The organism is Pseudomonas sp. NFX1 (genome assembly GCF_051123555.1).
GTDB classification, from domain to species: domain Bacteria; phylum Pseudomonadota; class Gammaproteobacteria; order Pseudomonadales; family Pseudomonadaceae; genus Aquipseudomonas; species Aquipseudomonas capeferrum.
This window is the reverse complement of the sequence record NZ_CP169366.1, coordinates 113094-128929: the sequence shown is the minus strand read 5'-3', so window position 1 is coordinate 128929 and position 15836 is coordinate 113094. Positions and strand designations below refer to the sequence as shown.

The window sequence follows — 15836 nt, the reverse complement described above, 5'->3', positions numbered from 1 at the left end:
CATGAGGCCCCAAGCGACCGCCAGAGCCCGATGCAACCTCAGCGCCAGCTTTCCTTCACCACCCTGCGCCGCCCGCCCATGATTACCCAGCCAATCGCAAGCAACAGGCTCTCGACCACGAAGGCCAGCACAAACCCGGCACCAAGGCCCCAGCCAATCGCTTCTGGCACCAGCAGTATCTGGTAGCTGTAGCCCTTCAGCGTTTCTTCACGCATTTGCGGGTCCGGCTGCACCAGCACATGCCAGGTGCGGCTGGCCCACGAACCCTGCAACGCCTGCCATTCGTTTTCCAGCAGTTCATTGCGGATCATCAGGCTTTCGATGCTGTTGGCATCACTGTTGAACACCGGGTCGTCACTGCTGCGGTAATGCCGCAGCAGTGCCTGCAGGTCGCCATTGAAGAAACGTTCGGCAGTCTGCTTGAAGCCATCAAGCGCCTGGCGCGACTCGAACAGGTGCGCCTCGACCCGCTGGCTGTAGTCGTTGATCAGCCCCGGAACCTGGATACCGGCCAGCAGGCCGAACGTGAACAGCAACAACCGCAGGTAACTTCTGAACATGCAGCGTCCTTAGCTCTGGCCTTGCGCAACGCACTCTCCGTGCCGCCACAGTGCCCATTGACCCGGCGCGTAACGCTGCCAGGTCTCGTTCTCGGTCAGGGCCTCGGTAGCAATCACCGTGACCACGTCATTGGGGGTCGTTTCGGTGTGAAAATCGACGATCAGGTCGACATCCTTCAACCTTGCAGGGCCAAAGGGTGCGCGACGGGTGATGTGCACCAGCTTGGTCGAGCAGAAGCAGAACAGCCAGTCGCCATCGCTGAGCATGCAGTTGAATACGCCCTTGCCACGGTAGCCGGCACAGGCTTCGACCAGCACCGGCAGCAGCTGTTCCACGGCGACCGGCTCTGGGAACGCCGCACGAATGCGGTTGAGCAGGTCGCAGAAGGCCGCTTCGCTGTCGGTGTCACCCACAGGCCGGTAGAAGGTGGCTTCACCTTTGAACTCGCCCAATTGACCGTTATGCGCAAAGCACCAGTTGCGGCCCCACATTTCGCGCACGAACGGGTGGGTGTTGGACAGGCAAACCCTGCCGACATTGGCCTGGCGGATGTGGCCGATGACCACTTCGCTCTTGATCGGGTAACGCTGCACCAGGTTGGCCACTTCCGACTCGCTGCTCGCCGCCGGGTCCTGGAACAGGCGCAGGCCGCGCCCCTCATAGAAGCCGATGCCCCAGCCATCACGGTGCGGGCCGGTGCGGCCACCGCGCTGCATCAGGCCGGTGAAACTGAAAACGATGTCGGTGGGGACGTTGGCACTCATGCCCAGCAGTTCGCACATGCGCGTGTCTCCGGTTACAGACGAGGCTCGACCCGGCCGCCGCCAGCAGGTGCGGCAGGGGGATCGTTGCGGTAACGGTCGCGGCGTTCGGCCGACAAGGGGGCCTGGGCCGTGACGTCGGCATCCTCGACGGCCTGGCGCTTGGCGGCTGCCTCGGCTTGCTCGCGACGCTCACGGGCGCGCTTTTCCAGCGGCCAGCGCAACAGCACGAAGAGCAGGTAGAGGGCAAAGGCGATCATGCCGTACATGGCAAAGTCGGAAACCGCCCGCCAGGCGTTGTTGCCCACCTTGAAGGCAACGTCCAGGGCGGTAATGGCAATCGCCGGGGCAAAGCTGTCCTTGACCGGGTCGACGACGGTCGGGGTCAGCAGCAGCACCGCCAGGATCACCCGCAGCGGTTCGCGCAGCCAGCGCCACATCCATCCGGTGAGCTTGAAGCCCACCAGCAGGCAGCCCAGGGCGGCAAGGGCGTACAGGCCCCAGGCGAGGGTATAGTCGTTCTCGGTCATGGTGTTCGTGCAAGCCAGGCAAAGAGTTGCCTATGATAAACACTTTTCAGGGCGCAGGCGCCCCTCCGCTGTTCGGAGGCCCGCGCCGACCTCCCAGCCAAGAGAATGCAGATGCCCACCCAGCCCCAGCCCCCCATTGCCCGCGCAGACCAATCCAGTGACCCATATGCCTGGCTGCAGCAGCGTGACACCCCCGAGGTGCTCGACTACCTGCAGGCCGAAAACAGCTACCAGAAGGCCTGCCTGGCCCATCAGGCGCCCCTGCGCGAACAACTGTTCGAGGAAATCAAGGGCCGCATCCTCGAGACCGACCTGTCGCTGCCCTCGCCCTGGGGCCCGTACCTGTACTACACCCGCACCACCGCCGGCGACGAGTACCCACGCCATTACCGCTGCCCGCGCCCGGCCGACGACTCCAACACGGTGGATGAAAGCCGCGAGCAACTGCTGCTCGACCCTAACGCCCTGGCCAACGGCGGCTTCCTGTCGCTGGGTGCCTTCAACGTCAGCCCCGACCATCGCCTGCTGGCCTACAGCCTCGACACCAGCGGCGACGAGGTCTACACCCTGTACGTCAAGGACCTGGGCAACGACCGTGTCACCGCCCTGCCCTTCGAGGACTGCGACGGCAGCCTGACCTGGGCCAATGACAGCCAGACGCTGTTTTTCGCCGAACTCGATGACACCCACCGCCCTTGGCGCCTGCGCCGCCACACCTTGGGCGGCAGCGACGCGCCGACCGTGTTCGAAGAGCCCGATGGCCGCTTCTTCCTGCATTGCTACCGCACAAGCTCCGAACGCCAGCTGGTGCTGTTGCTCAACAGCAAGACCACCAGCGAGGCCTGGGTACTCGATGCCCAAACCCCGCAGTTGCCGTTCACCTGCCTGGCGCCGCGGGTGGAGGGCCATGAGTACTTCCCCGACCACGGCCAGCTCGATGGCCAGTGGCAGTGGTTCGTGCGCAGCAACCAGGACGGCATCAACTTCGCCCTCTACCACGCCCCGGCCGACCAGGCCCCGACCCGTGATCGCTGGCAACTGCTGGTGCCGCACAACGACAACGTCATGCTCGAGGGCCTGAGCCTCAACGCGGGGGCGCTGACCCTGAGCCTGCGCGAAGGTGGCCTGCCGATCATCGAAGTGCGCCCGCAGGGCCTGCCAGCCTATCGCGTCGAATTGCCGGATGCGGCCTACAGCCTTTACGTGCAAGACAGCCTGGAATTCGCCAGCAGCCGCGTGCGCCTGCGTTACGAAGCGCTCAACCGCCCAGCCCAGGTGCGCCAGCTGGAGCTGGCCAGCGGTGCGCAGGTGGTGCTCAAGCAAACCCCGGTGCTGGGCGTGTTCGATGCCGACGACTATGTCAGCCAGCGCCTGTGGGCCACCGCTCAGGACGGCACCCAGGTACCGATCAGCCTGGTGCGTCGCCGCGAAGACCTGGGCAAGACCGTGCCGCTGTACTTGTATGGTTACGGCGCCTATGGCGAAAGCCTCGACCCGTGGTTCTCGCATGCCCGCCTGAGCCTGCTGCAGCGCGGCGTGGCCTTCGCCATTGCCCATGTGCGCGGTGGCGGCGAACTGGGTGAGGCCTGGTACCGGGCCGGCAAGCAGGAACACAAGCAGAACAGCTTCACCGACTTCATCGCCTGTGCCGAGCACCTGATCGCCGAAGGCGTGACCTCGCCCGAGCGCCTGGCGATCAGTGGCGGCAGCGCCGGCGGGCTGCTGATGGGGGCGGTGCTCAACCTGCGCCCTGAGCTGTTCCGCTGCGCGATCGCCGAAGTGCCCTTCGTCGACGTGCTCAACACCATGCTCGACCCCGACCTGCCGCTGACCGTCACCGAGTACGACGAATGGGGCAACCCGCAGGAGCCTGAGGTGTATGAGCGCATCAAGGCCTACGCCCCGTACGAGAACGTCAAGGCCCAGGCCTACCCGGCCATGCTGGTGGTGGCTGGCTACAACGACAGCCGCGTGCAGTACTGGGAGGCGGCCAAGTGGGTGGCCCGCCTGCGCACAAGCAAGACCGATGACAACCGGCTGCTGCTCAAGACCGAAATGGGCGCCGGGCATGGCGGCATGAGTGGGCGGTACCAAGGGCTCAAGGATGTGGCGCTGGAGTATGCGTTTGTGTTTGGCGAGCTGGGTGTGAACTGACCAATATTGGGGCGCTCTGCGCCCCTTTCACAAACCCTCAGTCCTCCTCCACCGGCACCTTGGCGGGCTCTGGCCGTAACCCCGGCAAAGGCTGGTCTTTAGGCGGCCCCGGCACCGGCATCGGTGGCAACAGCGGCGCGCCAGGCTGGCTGTCGTATGCCTTGGGCGGCGTACTTGGGGTGATCTGCGGGTAAGGCGTGGGCGTAGGCGTGCCAGGCGCACCGGGCACGGGTGTATTGAGCCTGGGGGGCGTGCTGGCCGCTTCGGCCATGGGCAAGCCAGCCAGCAGCAACGCGGCGAGGATCGCATGCAACATCAGCAACCTCCTGTCGGGAACCTTTCTACAGGCTACGCCTAAATGACAGCTTTCGCCTGTCCGCCTGGCCTGCAAGCGCGCTAGACTCAGTGGCATAACCGTCATTTGCCTGATCAGAACAAAGGAAACACCATGAGCTCGGCCTCTACTTCCGCCGCCACCGCGCGCCTCGACCGCATCCTCGCCGATGCCAAGCGCGACAAAGAAATGGGCTACCGCGACAAGGCCCTGAAGATGTACCCGCATGTGTGTGGCCGCTGCGCCCGCGAGTTCGCCGGCAAGCGCCTGAGCGAGCTGACCGTGCACCACCGTGACCACAACCACGACAACAACCCGCAGGACGGTTCGAACTGGGAGTTGCTGTGCCTGTACTGCCACGACAACGAACACTCGCGCTATACCGACCAGCAATATTTCAGCGAAGGCTCGACCAGCACCCCGAGCATCGCCAAGGCCACTCACAACCCGTTTGCCGGGCTGGCGGGTCTGCTGAAGAAAGACTGAACATCGATTCGCCCCCCGCTGCTACCGGCGAGCCCGTATAATCGCGCTTTTTACGCGAAGGGCCCCGGTACGTGGCAAACAAACGATACAGCTGCATCGGCCTGTTCAACCCCAAGTCGGCAGAAAACGTCGGCTCGGTGATGCGCGCAGCAGGTTGCTACGGCGTCAATTCGGTGTTCTACACCGGCAAGCGCTATGAACGCGCCCGCGACTTCGTCACCGACACCAAGCGTGTGCACTACGACATCCCCCTGATCGGCATCGACGACCTGCAGCGCATCATCCCGCTGGGTTGCACGCCTGTGGCAGTGGAGCTGGTCGAAGGCGCACGGCCGCTGCCCGAATACACCCACCCGGATCGCGCCATCTACATCTTCGGGCCGGAAGACGGCAGCCTCGATGCCAGCGTGCGGGCGTGGTGTGAAGAAACCATCTACATCCCGACCGAAGGTTGCATGAACCTGGCGGCGACGGTGAATGTGGTGCTGTATGACCGGTTGGCCAAAGGCCTGAATACCCGCTCCGGGCCCAAGTTCAAATAAAAAGCCGCTTCTGATGGTGCTCATGCCGGCCCCGCGAAGAGGCCGGCACAGACAAAACCAGAAGCGGCCAGGTGCTGAGCTCCGTCAGAACAGCACCGTCCTGCAGTCAGCTCACGCAGCGTTGATCCAGATGGTCTTCAACTCCGTGTACTGGTCATGGGCCCAGATGGACTTGTCACGCCCACCAAAGCCGGACTCTTTGTAGCCACCGAACGGCGTCGACGCATCGCCCTCGCCAAAGCAGTTCACCGTCACCACCCCCGCGCGGATTTCCCGCGACAGGCGCAAGGCATTGCGCAGGCTGCCGGTGTACGCCGAAGCGGCCAGGCCGTAGACGGTGTCGTTGGCCAGCTCGATCGCTTCGTCAATGGTCTCGAACGACGTCACGCTCAGCACCGGCCCGAAAATTTCCTCGACGAACAACCGATTGTCAGGCGTAACCCCATCCACGATGGTCGGCTGCACGAACACGCCCTGCTCGGTCTCACCGCCCTGCACCACGTTGAGCTTCTGCTCGGCGGCATATTCCAGGTAAGACTTCACCTTCTCGAAGTGCGATTTGCTGACCATCGCGCCCAGGCGGTTTTCCGGGTCGAGCGGGTCGCCCAGCTTCCAGTCCTTCAAGTGCTTGCCAATCAGGGTCAGCAGTTCGTCCTTGACGTCCTTGTGCACGATCAGGCGCGAAGAGGCCGAGCAGTTCTCGCCCATGTTCCAGAACGCACCGGCGGTGACGAACTGGGCCACTTCGTCCAGGTCTTCGCAGTCGTTCATGACCACGGCCGGGTTCTTGCCCCCCAGCTCCAGGACGATGCGCTTGAGGTTGGACTCGGCGGCGTATTTCAGGAACAGGCGGCCGGTGTCGGTGGAGCCGGTGAAGCTGACCATCGGGATGTCCATGTGGCGGCCGATGGCTTCGCCCACTTCACGGCCACCGCCAGGCACCAGGTTGAACACACCCGCCGGTACCCCAGCCTGGTGGGCCAGTTCGGCCACGCGCAGGGCGCTGAGGGTGGTTTCCTTGGCCGGCTTGACCACGATCGAGCACCCGGCGGCCAGCGACGGGGCGATCTTCCAGGCCAGCATCAGCAGCGGGAAGTTCCAAGGCAGCACCAGGCCGACCACACCGATGGCTTCACGCACCACCATGGTCACGGCAGCGTTGCCGGTCGGGGCGGTGTTGTCGTAGATCTTGTCGATCAGCTCGGCGTGCCAGCGGATGGTGTGGATGGTTTCCGGTACGTCGACGTTCTGGCATTCACTGACCGGCTTGCCGCTGTCCAGCGCTTCCAGTACCGCCAGCTCATGGCTGTGGTCTTCCAGCAACTGGGCGAACTTCAGCAGGATGTGCTTGCGCTCACCCGGTTGCAGCTTGGACCACGAACCGTCTTCGAACACGCGCTTGGCTGCTGCCACGGCAACGTCGACATCCTGCACGTCGCAGGCGGCGACTTCGGCCAGTTGCTTGCCGGTGGCCGGGTTGGTGGTGACGAAGGTGCGGCCCGAGACAGCATCGCGGAATTCACCGTCGATGAACGCCTGGGTACGCAGTTGCAGGTCGGCGGCGATGGCCGCGTACTGTGCCTTGCTCAGTAATTCAGCCATTTTCAGGCACCTCCGGTGATCTGGGCGATGTTGCGCTTGAGTTCAGTGACCACGCGCTCGAGTGCCTGCTTCTCGGCAGCGTCCAGCTCGGACAGCGGCTTGCGCACGCCACCGGTGCTCAGGCCGTTCAGGGCCACGCCGTACTTGATCGACTGGACGAACTTGCCACCTTCCAGGAAGTCCATCAGCGGCATCATGGCGCTCATGATGCGGCGGCCTTTGTCGAAGTCTTTCTCGACCACGCAGGCCTCGAACAGGGCCACGTGCTCCCGCGGGATGAAGTTGGAGCCGGCGCACACCCAGCTTTGGGCGCCCCAGGCGAAGAACTCCAGGGCCTGGTCGTCCCAGCCGCACGACAGCTGGATGTTCGGGCGCTGGATGGCCAGGCGGTGCAGTTGGGCCATGTCGCCAGAGCTTTCCTTGATGGCGACGATGTTTTTCACCTCGGCGACCGCATCGAAGAACGCTTCGCCCATGCTCACGCTCATGCGGCCTGGGTAGTTGTAGAGCATGATCGGCAGGCCGGCGGCAGCGTCGACCGCTTTGACGTGCAGGGCGATTTCCTGCTGGGTCGGCAGCGCGTACGGCGGGGTGCCCACCAGCAGCGCATCGGCTTTGATTTCCTTGGCGTGCTTGGCGAACGCCACCGAGTCTTCGGTGCGGATCGCGCCGGTGCCGATGACCAGCGGCAGGCGGCCGTTGAGCACGTCCTTGGCCTGGGCGGCCAGTTCGATACGCTCTTGCGCGGTGTGGGCGTAGTACTCGCCGGTGGAGCCACCGATGATCACGCCGTGGATTTTCGATTCGACCAGGTAATCGAGCACTTCGGCGAACGCCGCCTTGTCGATCGAGCCGTCCGCAGCCAGCGGAGTGATTGCCGGGGTGTAGATGCCTTCGAATTTCACGGTAGGTTCTCCAGTGCGTTGATCAGTGTTGTAGAGGCCGCAGCGGTGCGACGCTGCGGCCGGTTGTCATGGGTTCAGGTGAGCGAAGCTGCTTGTTGCAGGTTCAGCGAACGGGTTTCCGGGGCCAGGGCGACGGAGAAGGCCAGGCCGACAAAGGTGACGGCGGCTGCGGCATACATGGTCGCGCCGATGCCATAGTTGTCGAGGGCGATGGGGACCAGCCAGGTACCGACCGCAGCACCGACCCGCGACATGGAGGTGCCCACGCCAACGGCGCCAGCGCGGATTTCGGTGGGGAACAGTTCGTTGGGGTAGACCAACTGCAGTACCTGGGCACCGCCAATGAACAATGCATAGGCCCCGAACAGCACCAGGATGAGCATCTCGTTGCCGTTGCTGAACGCCGCCAGGCCCAGCAGGGCCAGCCCCGACCAGAAGAAACTGTGCAGCAGCGTGGTGCGCCGGCCAATGGTGTTCAGCAAGCGGGTGCCGACGATGCAACCCACCACGAACAGGCAGGTGATGGCGACCGAACCGATCGATGCCCAGTCACCCTTCAGGTTCAGTGCACCCAGCACTTTCGGGGCGAAGGCGTACACGGCGAACACCGGGATCACCGAGCAAGTCCAGAACATGGTGACGAACAGCATGCGTTTGCCGTAGCCGGAGTGCAGCAGGCTGAAGAACGACAGCTTGCGGGCCTTGGGCTCTTCCGGCAGGTTGCGCAGCGAGAAGCCCTCGCCATAGACGCGCTTGATCACCTGCTCGGCCTCGGACGAACGGCCTTTGCTGATCAACCAGCGCGGCGACTCCGGGGTGCCCAGGCGCATGACGAACAGCAGCGCGCCGATCACCGCCGCACTGGCCAGCACCAGGCGCCAGGCATCCTCGCCTCCGTTGCGCAGCAGCGCTTCACCGACCACGTAGGCGGTAGCGGCACCGGCGAACCACAGCACGGTCAAGGTGGCCAGGCGCGGGCCGCGGTTCTTCTTCGGCAAGAACTCCACCAGCAGCGAAGTGGCCACCGGGTACTCGATGCCCACTGCGATGCCGATGGCAAACCGCAGCAGGAATAACGCCAGCGCCGACTCCACCCAAAACTGCGCAAGCGAGGCCAGGATGAACAGGGTCGGGCCGACGAAGAACACCCGTTTGCGGCCAAAGCGGTCAGTCAACCAACCGCCGAAGAAGCCGCCGAAGAAAATGCCGATCAGCGCCGAGGCGGCGATCATGCCCTGCCAGAAGCTGTTCAGGCCAAGGCCTGCAGACATTTGCACCATGGCCACGCCAATGATGCTCAACACATAGCCATCGACGAACGATCCGCCACCCGAGCGCAGGGTCAGCAACTGGTGGAAGCGGTTGATCGGTACATCTTCAATCGAAATATTCGGACTTGTCATTATTGTTCCTACCACTTCATCTGCATGCACATATTCAAGGCGAGCGCGGCCGCGAAACTGAAACACGGTTCAGCCCCGGGTGACCGGACAGCGCATCTCGATCATCAAATTCGGGCAAAGCGCGCCCGTGCCGGCTAACTCACACCCGGCGTTAAATGTTCAATGGCCTAACTCAGATAAGGATCAGCTTTCTTTGCCAGCGCGCAGTTGCCCCCACATCAAGTTTGCGTTCAAGCCCAGGGATACCAAGGGCTGCGGTGGATTTGCGCAAGGCCCGGGGGCCTTGAGCAGAAACTCGATAAGTTCGTTTTTGTCGCCGGCCAGCCAGTCGGCCAGCAATGCGCCGGTGACGGTGCCACGGGTAACGCCCAAGCCATTGCAGCACAGGGCGCCTACTACATTGGGCGCCAACTGGCCGAAGAACCCCATGTGATTGCGCGACAACGCCAGGGCACCGCCCCAGGTATATTCGAAGTTCACCTCGGGCAGCATCGGGAAGCGCCGGGCAAATGACTCGCGGTGGCGCTGGACAAAGCGTTCCAGGTACTTGCGGTTGCTGCGCCCGTCCGGGTTGTAGCTGAAACTGTTGCGGATCAGCAGGCGGTTGTCGACGGTGCGCCGCATCGTGGTGCCGAACGGGTCGGCCGGGATCACGCCCCAGTAGGGCTTGCCCCCCAGGCGTGCCTGTTCCTCATCGGTCAACGGGCGGGTGATGCTGCCGTAGGTGAAGACGGGCAGCATGCGGCCCTTGAGAAAGCCGAAACTCATGCCGAAGGCGTTGGTGGTGAGCACCAGCTTGTCGGCCGTGATCGAGCCGTTGGCATGACGCAGCACCACCTTCGCACCATATTCGACGTCGGTAATCGGGGTGTTTTCGTACAACGAGACGTTGCTCGGCAGGCTGTCGGCCAGGCCTTTGACCAGCGCCGAGGGCTGCAGCAACGCAGTGCCGGGGGTAAACAGCCCCTTGCGGTAGAAGTCGGTGCCGATATGCTCCGGCATGTCGCGACCTTCAATCACTTCATACGGCTGGCCCAGTTTGTCCAGGCCACGGCGATAGGCATCCAGCACCGCGATGCCGCGATCTTCGACGGCCGCCTGGTATTTGCCGCAGTGGCGGAACTGGCACTCGATGTCGTAGCGTTCGATCAGCCCTTTGAGATAGGACTGCCCGCCCAGGTTGAGCTTGAGCACCGTCTTGGCGATATCGATGTCGCCGATGTAATCCTCGGCACCAATGTCATGGGGCAAGTCGATGGCAAAACCGGCGTTGCGCCCGGAGGTGCCGAAACCGACTTCCTGCGCCTCGACCAACACGATTTCGTCGTCCGGAAAGTTCGTTGCCAGCTGGCGTGCAGCAGCCAGGCCGGTGAAACCAGCGCCGACCACCACCCAGCGCGCCTGGCTGTGGCCGCTGTGGGCCGGCCGGGGCGTACGGGGCTTGCTCAGGTGATACCAACCACAGGTGGCATCATCGGCAGGTAACGAACTTATTCTTGTCATGTCACTAACCTGGATCTTGTTGTTGACGAGCGGTCAGCGCCAGCGGCGAGACCTGGGAAACTCATAGCTGAATGGGTACATCCAGCCCTTGCGGCGCTGCGTATTCGGCCATGCGCCGGCGCGACAGCTCGAAGTGCTCACGCACCAGTTGCCCGGCGCGTGCGGGGTCGCGGTGTTCGATGGCGTGGATCATCTGGTCATGCTGATCGCAGGCGACTTCAAGGTCCTGCTGCATGTCATCGGTGGTCGGGTGGCGATAGAAAATCTTGCCCAGGCGGGCATGGTCGATAAGCAGGCGGCGCAGGCTCGGCATCAGGTAGTCGTTGTGCGCCATCTTGCCGATTTCCAGGTGGAAGGCATCGTTGTAGACCACCCGGTTTTCCACATCACGCGCTTCGATGGCCTGGCGAAACAGCACCTGGATAGCCTTGAGCGCCTCGATTTCCGCTGCGCTGGCGTTGGTGGCTGCCAACTGGGTGGTGGCGATATAGATGAGCGGCGCGGCGACGAAGAAGCTGTGCAGCGAATCATGGTTCATCGCGGCAACCCGTGGCGCACGGTTGGCTTCCAGCTCGATATAGCCTTCAGCGGCAATCTGGCGCAGCAGTTCACGCACCGGTGGGCGCGACAGGCCGAACTCGTCACACAGCGCCAGCTCGTCCACCACAGCCCCTGGGGCCAGTTCCATGCTGAGGATCCGGCGGCGCAGCGCTTCGGCGAGGACGGCCTTGCGGTCCTGCGGCGCTTCAGCGCCTGCGGGCGCACTGATGGCTTGAACTGTGGCTTTCATGGCGGCCTTCTTTGTTGTCATGGCGCTGTGTCTACTATTTGTATAACGACTATAGGGCACTGTTAGACAATGTGTCTACAGCATTTTCGATGAGCGGTTGAATCTCTCAAAGCCGCTGATTCAAAGGGCTTGAGGGGTTACCTGGGGTGAGATTAAACACCGTTGGCGCTGCATTTCCAAACCGGACAAAATGTTATCCAGACCGGACACATCGCGGCTTTTTTGCGACCTCTCCCCTTCCACTTTGCAGCCACTCATCCCGCGTGCCGTTGAGCAACACGAATGAACGGCTGCAAGCAGCCTGCGGTCAGCTACTTACACTTCACACGGAGGGCTTGCCATGCTCGATATCCATACCGCTGCGGCGTCGCCGGAGCACAATGTCCAAGGCCTGGAAAGGGTCGGCTCGCTGGCCGGCGGGGCGCTGATGTTCAGCAAGGGGCTGCGCCATGGCGGCCTGGTCGGCCTGCTGCAGATGGTAGTGGGCGGCCTGGCGGTGGCGCGTGGGGTCAGCGGGCACTGCTCGACCAAGGCCTGGTGGCAACGGCACCGTCAGGAATACAACCGGTTGCGCTCGGACATCGAACGCAGTGCGGAACAGTTGCAGGCATTGAAGGCGAGCGCCAAGGCAGCTACGCGCGGGGTGACGGTGACAGGGAAGGATCCGTTGACCGGCCTTTGATGTTACTTGGCCTGTGCCAGCCGGTTCGCGGGCACAGGCCACAGAGGTCTTTAGCGCAACGCCTTGCTCTGCAACACCTCGGACCGGCGCCCCAGCACGCTCTCGCTGATCTGCACGAACTCTTCGGTGCTTACGCTCGGCAAACGCATCAGTGCCCGCGCCACATCATCCAGCGAACGCTTGGCCTGGGTGTGGATGCGAATCTCCTTGTCCAGTGCCTGCAACAGCATCACCCCCCGGGCAACCTGAGCCGGGCTGGCCTGTTCGCCCTTGAGCTGCCTGACCTTGGCACCTTGCTTGCTCAAGCGCGCCTGCCAGGCCTGGTAGCGGTCATCGCTCACCCCTCCCGCCCTGCGTAGCAACTCGCTGGCGTAGTAGTCGGTCAGGCTCTCGACAAGCCAGTCATTGCCATCACGCCCCTGGATCTGTGCAAAAAGTTGCACCAGTTCGCGCAACAACGGGCTGCTGCCATTCTCGCTGATCATCGCCCGGGCACTGTGCAGATACAGCGACCCCTGCGCCGCCATCGCGCCACGCCACATGCCGTCACGGGCACCGACCAGCAGCAACTTCGGCGGGTTACGGGGGAACACCGCCTGCAACTGCGGCCAGACGAACGTCAGCAAGGTCAGGCTGTCCATGCGCCGCATGCCCTGCCCGACCGGCGCGGCAACGGTGACTTCGGTTTCGCCCAGGCGCGCACGGCGGCTGCCCAGGTCACCGGCTAGCATCCAGCCGGTGGGGCGGTCGAACAGGCGTGAAACGTTGTCGATGCGAAACTTGTCCTTGCCGACACGTGGCCAGGAAGTTTCGATGCTTTTCCAGCCTTCGGGCAGGTCGAACCACAGGCGCGCCACCAGCTCGGTACCGTCCTGCTGGTCGAGGTGCGCAGGCGGCACCAACTGGTCACCGAGGAACAACGCCCAATGGGGCGTGATACGCGACGAATAGGCGCCGCTGCGCAGTTGCTGGTCCAGCTGCACGCGGTAGCTGAGGCTGGTCTTGCCCGGCGCCGGGTGCCACACACCGCGCGCGCCCTGGTCCGCCACCTGCCATTGGCCGTCGGCCTGGAAACCGCTGTAGGTGCCGCCCTTGCCCAGGTCGAAGTCCAGGCTGCGCACACTGCTGCCCTCAGCCAGGGTCAGGCGCACTTCGGCCTGGCCATTGGCGGGCAACAGACGCACGTGATAGTCCAGGTCGACTTTCTTCGCCCAGGCCGGCGAACAGGCCACCAGGCTTAACAGCAGCAACAGCGGGCAACGCATACAGAAACTCCTTGTTTCCCAGAGGCGACGGGGCGCGCCGGTCAGCTGGCGCGAAAAATCAGATGGTCTTCCCAATCGTCCTCGTCGACATCGTGCTCACTGAGCATACGCCCTGACTGGGAAATGCGCTGTTCGTGGACCTGTTGGCGATCGCCGCAGATCAGATGGTGCCAGTCCGGCAAATCCTTGCCTTCGCTGACCAGGCGGTAACCGCAGGTGCTTGGCAGCCACTTGAACTGGTCGGCCTTGCCCGGAGTGAGCTGGATGCAGTCGGGCACCTGGGCAAAACGGTTGGGGTAATCGCTGCACTGGCAGGTGTTCAGGTCCAGCAGTTTGCAGGCGATGCGCGTGTAATAGATGCTGTTGTCGTCCTCGTCCTCGAGCTTTTGCAGGCAGCACAAACCGCAACCGTCGCAGAGCGATTCCCACTCTTGCGGGTTGAGTTGTTCGAGGGTCTTGCGCCGCCAGAACGGCGCGCTGTCAGCGATCATCACACGGGTTTCCTGCATTCATCTTCAATGGGCGGCGCGCGGCGGCGCCAGTCTAGAGCCTGGCCTTCGGCAAAGCCAGACCGCTTGTCAGTGACGACGGGACGCAGTAGCGTGCGGTTTTCCCATCCTCGTGCAGGAGCAGCCATGAGCGCCACACCCCGTATTGCCGATTACGCGATCAACGAGCAGTTCATCAACCGCTGGTCGCCGCGCGCCTTCACTGCCGAGCCGATCAGCGAAGAAACCCTGCTGAGCTTCCTCGAAGCCGCGCGCTGGGCGCCGTCGGCGTACAACTCGCAGCCTTGGCGCTTCCTCTATGCCCGTCGCGATACGCCGAACTGGGAGCGCTACCTGAACCTGCTGGTGCCCTTCAACCGCAGCTGGGCGCAACAGGCTTCGGCGTTGGTGCTGATCATTTCCAAGACCACCTTCGCAGCGCCTGGCGCCGCGGAAGAGAGCCCGGCCCTGTGGCACACCTTCGATACCGGTTCCGCCTGGGGGCACCTGGCCCTGCAGGCCAGCATCAGCGGCTGGCACACCCACGGCATGGCCGGTTTCGACAAGGCACTGGCGCGTACCGAACTCAAAGTGCCTGAAGGTTACGAGCTGCATGCCATGATCGCGATCGGCAAGCTGGGCGACAAGGCGACCCTGGCCGAGGCACTGCAGGCGCGTGAGGTGCCAAGCCCACGCCGGCCGCTGAGCGAGCTGGCGGCTGAGGGTGATTTCAGCCTGTAAGCGCTTTATTGGCTGTACTGGCCTCTTCGCGGGGCAAGCCCGCTCCCACAGGCACTGAGCAAGTTGCAGAACTGCTCAGTACCTGCGGGCTTGCCCCGCGAAGAGGCCAGTACAACCACTGCACATCAGTAACCCCGGGTGAAATCCACTTCCCCGCGCAAGCCCTGCTCCGCCTCATATGCCCGCACATTCTCGACAAACAGCCGCACCATCGCCGCCGGCGAGGTGGGCGCCGAGCTGTGCCCGGTCAGCAGCAACCCCAAGGCGGTCCAGAACGGGTGACGCTGGGGCAGCGGCTCCTGGCGGCACACATCGATTACCGCGCCCGCCAGGTGGCCTTGCTTCAGTGCTTCGACCAGGTCGCCATCGACCACCGCCACCCCGCGCCCGGCATTGATGAACAACGCACTGGGCTTGAAACGCTGGAACAGCGCCGCATCGTACAGATCATGGGTCGCCGGCGTGTCCGGCAGCAGGTTGATCACGTAATCGGCCCGCTCGACCCTGCTCGGCAGGTCCGCCAGCGCGGCCACTTCGGCGAACGGCGCCTGCTCACGGGCGCTGCTGGCAATACCGTACAGGGTTACCCCAAACGGCTGGAGAAACTCGGCTACCCGCTGGCCGATATCGCCGGTGCCGACGATCAACACCTGGCGCCCCTCCAGCGTCCCGCCCGGGCGGTCGTCCCAGCGCCGCTCCACCTGGCTCAGCAGGCGCGGCAGCACTTCGCGTTCATGGCCAAGCATGTAGGTGAGCATGTATTCCGCCATCACCTGACCAAAAATGCCCACCGCACGCGTCAAGCGATAATCCCGTGGCAAGCCGTCGGCCAGCAGCGGAGTAATGCCCGCCCAGGTCGACTGCATCCAGGCCGGCTTGTGGCCCTGGCGCAGCAGGCTCGCTAGCAAGTCAGGCTGACCCAGCCACACTGGGCACTGCGACGCCTGCAGCGCCAGTTCGGCAGAGTCGCTGCTGGTCAGGATTTCCAGGTCAGGGGCCGCCTGGCCCAACAACTGGGCGTAATGGGCATGATCCTGTTCGGCAATCAGAACGCGCATTCGTGAAAACAACCTTGGCAGACAACCAAAG

General features: G+C 63.6%; 17 protein-coding genes. 5 read left to right on the top strand and 12 right to left on the bottom strand.

Annotated features, from left to right (window positions below; all coding sequences use genetic code 11):
- Positions 1–38 precede the first annotated feature (38 nt).
- From DJ563_RS00635 to DJ563_RS00625, 3 genes are read right to left on the bottom strand one after another with little or no spacing between them, the layout of a single operon-like run.
- A complete protein-coding gene (locus DJ563_RS00635; RefSeq protein ID WP_258714035.1) occupies positions 39–560 on the bottom strand; it encodes a DUF2937 family protein in 522 nt (173 codons plus the stop codon).
- 9 nt (positions 561–569) lie between these two features.
- Positions 570–1343, bottom strand: coding sequence for a class II glutamine amidotransferase (locus DJ563_RS00630; RefSeq protein ID WP_434518650.1), 774 nt, complete (start codon positions 1341–1343; stop codon positions 570–572).
- Between the two features lie 14 nt (positions 1344–1357).
- Positions 1358–1852: a hypothetical protein gene (locus DJ563_RS00625; protein WP_033699750.1), complete on the bottom strand. Its 495-nt coding sequence runs from the start codon at positions 1850–1852 to the stop codon at positions 1358–1360.
- Between the two features lie 111 nt (positions 1853–1963).
- Between DJ563_RS00625 and DJ563_RS00620 the strand changes: the two genes are divergently transcribed.
- On the top strand, positions 1964–4006 hold the full coding sequence (locus DJ563_RS00620; RefSeq protein WP_434518649.1) for a S9 family peptidase: 2043 nt from the start codon (positions 1964–1966) through the stop codon (positions 4004–4006).
- 37 nt (positions 4007–4043) lie between these two features.
- Here DJ563_RS00620 and DJ563_RS00615 read toward each other — a convergent pair whose 3' ends face one another.
- A complete protein-coding gene (locus DJ563_RS00615; RefSeq protein WP_033699755.1) occupies positions 4044–4322 on the bottom strand; it encodes a hypothetical protein in 279 nt (92 codons plus the stop codon).
- Positions 4323–4454: 132 nt separating this feature from the next.
- Here DJ563_RS00615 and DJ563_RS00610 point away from each other — a divergent pair, with 132 nt between their 5' ends.
- Positions 4455–4826 carry a YajD family HNH nuclease gene (locus DJ563_RS00610; protein WP_027594605.1) on the top strand — a complete coding sequence of 124 codons (372 nt, stop codon included), beginning with the start codon at positions 4455–4457 and terminating at the stop codon, positions 4824–4826.
- A 71-nt stretch (positions 4827–4897) separates the two neighbouring features.
- Positions 4898–5368 carry an RNA methyltransferase gene (locus tag DJ563_RS00605; protein ID WP_033699757.1) on the top strand — a complete coding sequence of 157 codons (471 nt, stop codon included), beginning with the start codon at positions 4898–4900 and terminating at the stop codon, positions 5366–5368.
- Positions 5369–5479: 111 nt separating this feature from the next.
- Here the strand turns inward: DJ563_RS00605 and DJ563_RS00600 are convergent, their stop codons facing one another.
- From DJ563_RS00600 to DJ563_RS00580, 5 genes are all read right to left on the bottom strand, one after another.
- Positions 5480–6970 (bottom strand): aldehyde dehydrogenase, encoded by a 1491-nt coding sequence (locus DJ563_RS00600; protein ID WP_434518648.1) that lies wholly within the window; start codon positions 6968–6970, stop codon positions 5480–5482.
- A gap of 2 nt (positions 6971–6972) precedes the next feature.
- Positions 6973–7875, bottom strand: a complete 903-nt coding sequence (locus DJ563_RS00595; protein ID WP_434518647.1) for a dihydrodipicolinate synthase family protein — start codon at positions 7873–7875, stop codon at positions 6973–6975.
- Between the two features lie 74 nt (positions 7876–7949).
- Complete coding sequence (locus DJ563_RS00590) at positions 7950–9278, bottom strand: MFS transporter (protein WP_047583229.1); 1329 nt, start codon at positions 9276–9278, stop codon at positions 7950–7952.
- Positions 9279–9461: 183 nt separating this feature from the next.
- Entirely contained in the window at positions 9462–10781 is a 1320-nt protein-coding gene (locus DJ563_RS00585) for an NAD(P)/FAD-dependent oxidoreductase (RefSeq protein ID WP_434518646.1), read from the bottom strand.
- Between the two features lie 61 nt (positions 10782–10842).
- Positions 10843–11571: a GntR family transcriptional regulator gene (locus DJ563_RS00580; protein ID WP_186658443.1), complete on the bottom strand. Its 729-nt coding sequence runs from the start codon at positions 11569–11571 to the stop codon at positions 10843–10845.
- Between the two features lie 340 nt (positions 11572–11911).
- On the opposite strand from DJ563_RS00580, the gene DJ563_RS00575 reads away from it, so the two are divergent.
- Positions 11912–12253: a DUF2892 domain-containing protein gene (locus tag DJ563_RS00575; protein ID WP_033699769.1), complete on the top strand. Its 342-nt coding sequence runs from the start codon at positions 11912–11914 to the stop codon at positions 12251–12253.
- A gap of 50 nt (positions 12254–12303) precedes the next feature.
- On the opposite strand, the gene DJ563_RS00570 is transcribed toward DJ563_RS00575, so the two are convergent.
- Complete coding sequence (locus DJ563_RS00570; protein WP_434518645.1) at positions 12304–13518, bottom strand: hypothetical protein; 1215 nt, start codon at positions 13516–13518, stop codon at positions 12304–12306.
- 41 nt (positions 13519–13559) lie between these two features.
- A complete protein-coding gene (locus DJ563_RS00565) occupies positions 13560–14009 on the bottom strand; it encodes a YcgN family cysteine cluster protein (protein ID WP_033700206.1) in 450 nt (149 codons plus the stop codon).
- Between the two features lie 144 nt (positions 14010–14153).
- On the opposite strand from DJ563_RS00565, the gene DJ563_RS00560 reads away from it, so the two are divergent.
- Entirely contained in the window at positions 14154–14747 is a 594-nt protein-coding gene (locus DJ563_RS00560; protein WP_033699771.1) for a nitroreductase family protein, read from the top strand.
- Positions 14748–14872: 125 nt separating this feature from the next.
- Here DJ563_RS00560 and DJ563_RS00555 read toward each other — a convergent pair whose 3' ends face one another.
- A complete protein-coding gene (locus tag DJ563_RS00555; protein ID WP_033699772.1) occupies positions 14873–15805 on the bottom strand; it encodes a D-2-hydroxyacid dehydrogenase in 933 nt (310 codons plus the stop codon).
- Positions 15806–15836 lie beyond the last annotated feature (31 nt).

Coding starts and splice junctions, on each gene's coding strand:
- DJ563_RS00635 (WP_258714035.1), bottom strand. CDS start 560: ATGTTCAGAAGTTACCTGCGGTTGTTGCTGTTCACGTTCGGCCTGCTG.
- DJ563_RS00630 (WP_434518650.1), bottom strand. CDS start 1,343: ATGTGCGAACTGCTGGGCATGAGTGCCAACGTCCCCACCGACATCGTT.
- DJ563_RS00625 (WP_033699750.1), bottom strand. CDS start 1,852: ATGACCGAGAACGACTATACCCTCGCCTGGGGCCTGTACGCCCTTGCC.
- DJ563_RS00620 (WP_434518649.1), top strand. CDS start 1,964: ATGCCCACCCAGCCCCAGCCCCCCATTGCCCGCGCAGACCAATCCAGT.
- DJ563_RS00615 (WP_033699755.1), bottom strand. CDS start 4,322: ATGTTGCATGCGATCCTCGCCGCGTTGCTGCTGGCTGGCTTGCCCATG.
- DJ563_RS00610 (WP_027594605.1), top strand. CDS start 4,455: ATGAGCTCGGCCTCTACTTCCGCCGCCACCGCGCGCCTCGACCGCATC.
- DJ563_RS00600 (WP_434518648.1), bottom strand. CDS start 6,970: ATGGCTGAATTACTGAGCAAGGCACAGTACGCGGCCATCGCCGCCGAC.
- DJ563_RS00590 (WP_047583229.1), bottom strand. CDS start 9,278: ATGACAAGTCCGAATATTTCGATTGAAGATGTACCGATCAACCGCTTC.
- DJ563_RS00585 (WP_434518646.1), bottom strand. CDS start 10,781: ATGACAAGAATAAGTTCGTTACCTGCCGATGATGCCACCTGTGGTTGG.
- DJ563_RS00580 (WP_186658443.1), bottom strand. CDS start 11,571: ATGAAAGCCACAGTTCAAGCCATCAGTGCGCCCGCAGGCGCTGAAGCG.
- DJ563_RS00575 (WP_033699769.1), top strand. CDS start 11,912: ATGCTCGATATCCATACCGCTGCGGCGTCGCCGGAGCACAATGTCCAA.
- DJ563_RS00570 (WP_434518645.1), bottom strand. CDS start 13,518: ATGCGTTGCCCGCTGTTGCTGCTGTTAAGCCTGGTGGCCTGTTCGCCG.
- DJ563_RS00565 (WP_033700206.1), bottom strand. CDS start 14,009: ATGATCGCTGACAGCGCGCCGTTCTGGCGGCGCAAGACCCTCGAACAA.
- DJ563_RS00560 (WP_033699771.1), top strand. CDS start 14,154: ATGAGCGCCACACCCCGTATTGCCGATTACGCGATCAACGAGCAGTTC.
- DJ563_RS00555 (WP_033699772.1), bottom strand. CDS start 15,805: ATGCGCGTTCTGATTGCCGAACAGGATCATGCCCATTACGCCCAGTTG.